Raw genomic sequence first — 3,857 nt, 5'->3', positions numbered from 1 at the left:
AATTATAGGGCAATAATAGGAAAAAGCCTACACCTTCGTGTAGACCCTTGGTCTAGTTTCCTAATCAGTCCTTATTCATATCTCAGGGAATCAATCGGATCAAGTTTAGAAGCCTTGTTTGCAGGAAGTAGTCCAAACACAATCCCAATAACCATTGAGAACAACACTCCACCTACTACCACTTGCCAGGACACTAAAGATGGCCAACCTGCAAAGAAACTAACAACGGTGGACGTACCCCAGCCAAGCACAATCCCGAGCATACCGCCTATAAAAGTTAGTGTCATTGATTCAATTAGAAATTGAGTCAGCACCTGCCCTCGTGTAGCGCCTAACGCCATACGAATCCCGATTTCCCTTGTTCTCTCGGTCACGGATACAAGCATGATATTCATAACACCAATTCCACCAACAAATAAAGAGATTCCTGCTATACTTCCAATAATTAATGTCATGATTTTTGTAATTTGGCCTACCCCTTGAGCGATTTCTTCCATATTGATAACTTGGTAGGATTTTTCCGTATTATGCAGATTATTTAATAACTTAGCAGCCTTTTTACCTGCAACCTGCAATTGTTCAGTCGACACTGCTTGCAGGGTTACTTGCGTAAAATCACTACTGCCATAGATGGTTTTCCACGTTTGGAAAGGTAGATATACCTCCATTGACCCAAATGAAAGAAGCCCAGTTGGTTTTTCTAAAACCCCAATGATTTCGATTGGTTGATTGGATACCCTAACAACCTTACCAACTGGATTTTCCCCTTTAAATAATTCCTCTTGCAATTTATTACTGATTAATGCTGAACGGCGGCCCCCAAGAAAATCAGATGCTGAAAAATTCCTTCCCTTAGCAACTTTCAACTCATTTAATTTTATATAGGCCTGATTAATTCCAGTCGAAGAGGCATCCACAGTATCCTTTTGAAATTTAACAGAAGACAATTTGGTGCCTGACGCTACGACACTTTTAATTTCTGAAATTTGTTCCAGCGCTCTGATATCTTCCTGTTTGAACGGGGCTTGCTGAAATATATTGGGGTTCGCACGTATTTCTTCATCGGAAGGCTGATAAAATAACTCAATCGTATTCCCTGGCCCTGTAATTTGTGATTTCAGCATCGCTTCCCCGCCCTGTCCGATGGCTACGACGATAATAACAGCACCTACCCCAATAATAATCCCAAGCATTGTTAGAATACTCCGCATCTTATGGGCTTTTAGTGAGCTTAATGCCATAAAAAGATTTTCCATAAAACTCATCCTGCCGGCCCCCTAACACCCTCAAAAGGCGACTGAATCATTCCATCTCTAACCATAATTGTTCTATTCGCGTATTCGGCTACTTCTGATTCATGGGTAACGATAATAATCGTAACTCCTTCATTATTCAGTTCGCTAAATTGTTCCATAATGTCCTTACTTGTTTTTGAATCAAGAGCACCCGTGGGTTCATCCGCCAGAATAATCTTAGGTGTATTGACAATGGCTCTCGCTATGGCAACACGTTGCTTCTGCCCCCCAGATAGAGCATTAGGAAGATGGTTCATTCGGTCGGCAAGACCTACTTTCATTAATGCCTCTTCTGCACGGGCCTGGCGCTCTTTTTTGGAGATTCCTGCATATATCATTGGTAGTTCCACATTTTTTAAGGCCGTCAAGCGCGGGAGCAAATGAAACTGCTGAAAGACAAAGCCAATCGATTGATTTCTAACCCTAGCCAATTCCTTGTCATTATAATGAGAGACATTTTCCCCGCCAAGATAATACTCTCCTGCAGTTGGTTTATCCAAACAACCAATAATATTCATTAAGGTTGACTTTCCAGAGCCAGAAGGACCCATTATGGCAGCAAATTCACCTTTATGAATGGATAGACTGATACCATTTAGGACAGGCACACTTTCTTTTCCCAACAAAAACGATCTTGAGATGGATTCTAGCCTGATCATTTAGCTGTCACTTCCAACCCATCTTTTAGTTTGTCAGGTCCATTAATGATAACTTTGTCTCCTTTTGTAACACCTTCAAGGATTTCAATCTTCTTTCCTGATGTAATGCCAGTTTTTACATTTTGTTTATGCGCCTTTCCATCCTTGACGAGATATACAAAGGGCTGATCCCCCTCATCAAACAGCACATCGAGCGGCAGGACCATCGCTGTCTTTTTATCTGTTTCTATCTCCATAATGACTTGGAAGCCTGGTTTCAACGTTTTAGTATCACCGGAAATCTTTACTGTGACAGGATACTGCACAGCCTGTGTACCATTTTGCAAACTGGCTTGGTTCTGCTCTGGCAAAATAGATGTCTTCGTGATTTCACCCAGCCACTCTTTGCCTGGCAATGCCTCTGATTTGATGATCACCCTTTGACCTTTGCTAACTTTAAGCGTATCGTATTCGGACAGCAGTCCTGAAGCTGTCATCCCTGCTAATTTTCCAATATGTATAATAGGCTCGTTTGTTGCATCAAGTGATGTTGCTGGCTTTTTGGCTGTTAAAACAATACCAGCTATAGTACTTTTAATCTCTAATTCATCTTGGCGTTTACTAATCAAGTCTTTTTGAAGTTCTGTTTGCTTAAGTTCGATGTTAGCTAGTTCCTTTTCCATCTCAAGCTGTTCAAATTCAGGAGAAAGCTGTTTTTTCGCTTCCTTTTTTCCAACCTGCTCCCCTAACGTCTTTTCTTTATCTTCGAGTTGCTCTAATTTCTTATCTATTTGGTTTATTTTTAAATTAGCTGATTCGACCGCTAATTTATTCTGCTCAATCTCCAACTCAAGCTGCAGATTTTCTAATTTGGCCAAGACTGCACCTTTTTTGACCGTCTGTCCTTCCTTGACTAGAAATTTCTTGATTTCCCCTTTGTCTGGTGTCGAATAGACAATTTGTTCTTGAGGAAGCTTCACTGTTCCTGGAATCATTAAAAGAGAGGAGATTTCTTCTTGGCTGATTTCCGTGGTCTTAACGGAAGGCCCCTTTGCAAGGACCTGCCGGTAGACACTTACAGAAATCATCATGATGATTAAAAAAATTACGCTAATGCTAATCCAAATTTTCTTCTTCATTATAACTTCGGCGCTCCCTGTAAAAGGGTACCGACCAAAGCAAAGCCAATACTAACTACGAAGAAAATCACCGCAATTGTCCATGCCAGCCCTTTAGAAATTTGCGCTGTTTTATGAAGTCCCAAGGCAGTCAATATTGCGGACCAGATCCCAAATACCTCGATGGAACCTAAAACACCTGCTTTATCCTGATTGAGAAGCCCTGCCAAACTAGTAATATATATTTCTGGATCCCCGCCGATGGCATATCTGATTCCCATATTCAATATAAGTCCTGCAGCACCGATAATCATGATAAAAGTATTCATAGATAATAATTGTTTAAAAGAAACAGTGGAACTAGCAATTTTGGCAATCGCTAATTGAATAGCACTGCTAACTAAAACACCTATAATAGGCGTAATGATGCCCGTAACTGCAACCGTTACCTTTGTAATGGTTAACACCAAATCAACTTGATCTTCTGGCACTCCTTGAGCAATTAAAGTAGCTGCGTCCAGCGAAAGTGCCATAAACGCCATCCCAATGGCATAAAGGATACTAATAATCGTTAGTGGTAACCAAATTTTCGGATTTTGCTTAATCCGCTCAAACTGTACCCCTGGACTCGTAAACATTCCTAATAACTTAGGATTCTCTTTTTGTATATTTACTTCTGTTTGCAATTCCATATCTAACACCCCTTCTCTCATTTATGTAAATTATTCCATTTAAGTATACGACAAACTAAGCCAAAAGTTTCATTTTTTTTCAATGGACCCATCTGGTGCTTGACACCAAAAAGA

Annotated in this window: 4 protein-coding genes; all 4 read right to left on the bottom strand. The window is 40.4% G+C overall.

The window, feature by feature from the left end:
* Positions 1 to 71: 71 nt before the first annotated feature.
* From V7659_RS19210 to V7659_RS19195, 4 genes are read right to left on the bottom strand one after another with little or no spacing between them, the layout of a single operon-like run.
* Positions 72 to 1,265 (bottom strand): ABC transporter permease, encoded by a 1,194-nt coding sequence (locus tag V7659_RS19210; protein ID WP_335541460.1) that lies wholly within the window; start codon positions 1,263 to 1,265, stop codon positions 72 to 74.
* Positions 1,262 to 1,954: an ABC transporter ATP-binding protein gene (locus tag V7659_RS19205; protein ID WP_335541459.1), complete on the bottom strand. Its 693-nt coding sequence runs from the start codon at positions 1,952 to 1,954 to the stop codon at positions 1,262 to 1,264. Before V7659_RS19205 ends, V7659_RS19210 begins: the two co-directional genes overlap by 4 nt.
* Positions 1,951 to 3,072 (bottom strand): efflux RND transporter periplasmic adaptor subunit, encoded by a 1,122-nt coding sequence (locus V7659_RS19200; protein WP_335541457.1) that lies wholly within the window; start codon positions 3,070 to 3,072, stop codon positions 1,951 to 1,953. Before V7659_RS19200 ends, V7659_RS19205 begins: the two co-directional genes overlap by 4 nt.
* Entirely contained in the window at positions 3,072 to 3,743 is a 672-nt protein-coding gene (locus tag V7659_RS19195; RefSeq protein ID WP_335541455.1) for a Yip1 family protein, read from the bottom strand. The genes V7659_RS19200 and V7659_RS19195 overlap by 1 nt, the downstream gene beginning before the upstream one ends.
* Positions 3,744 to 3,857: the final 114 nt, after the last annotated feature.

This window comes from Neobacillus drentensis, assembly GCF_036966985.1.
In the GTDB taxonomy this organism is placed as follows: domain Bacteria; phylum Bacillota; class Bacilli; order Bacillales; family Cytobacillaceae; genus Neobacillus; species Neobacillus drentensis_E.
This window is presented reverse-complemented; position numbering and strand designations above follow the sequence as displayed.

Excerpts from the sequence above, each read along its gene's own strand:
- V7659_RS19205 (WP_335541459.1), bottom strand. The coding sequence starts at position 1,954 with ATGATCAGGCTAGAATCCATCTCAAGATCGTTTTTGTTGGGAAAAGAA.
- V7659_RS19195 (WP_335541455.1), bottom strand. The coding sequence starts at position 3,743 with ATGGAATTGCAAACAGAAGTAAATATACAAAAAGAGAATCCTAAGTTA.
- V7659_RS19200 (WP_335541457.1), bottom strand. The coding sequence starts at position 3,072 with ATGAAGAAGAAAATTTGGATTAGCATTAGCGTAATTTTTTTAATCATC.
- V7659_RS19210 (WP_335541460.1), bottom strand. The coding sequence starts at position 1,265 with ATGAGTTTTATGGAAAATCTTTTTATGGCATTAAGCTCACTAAAAGCC.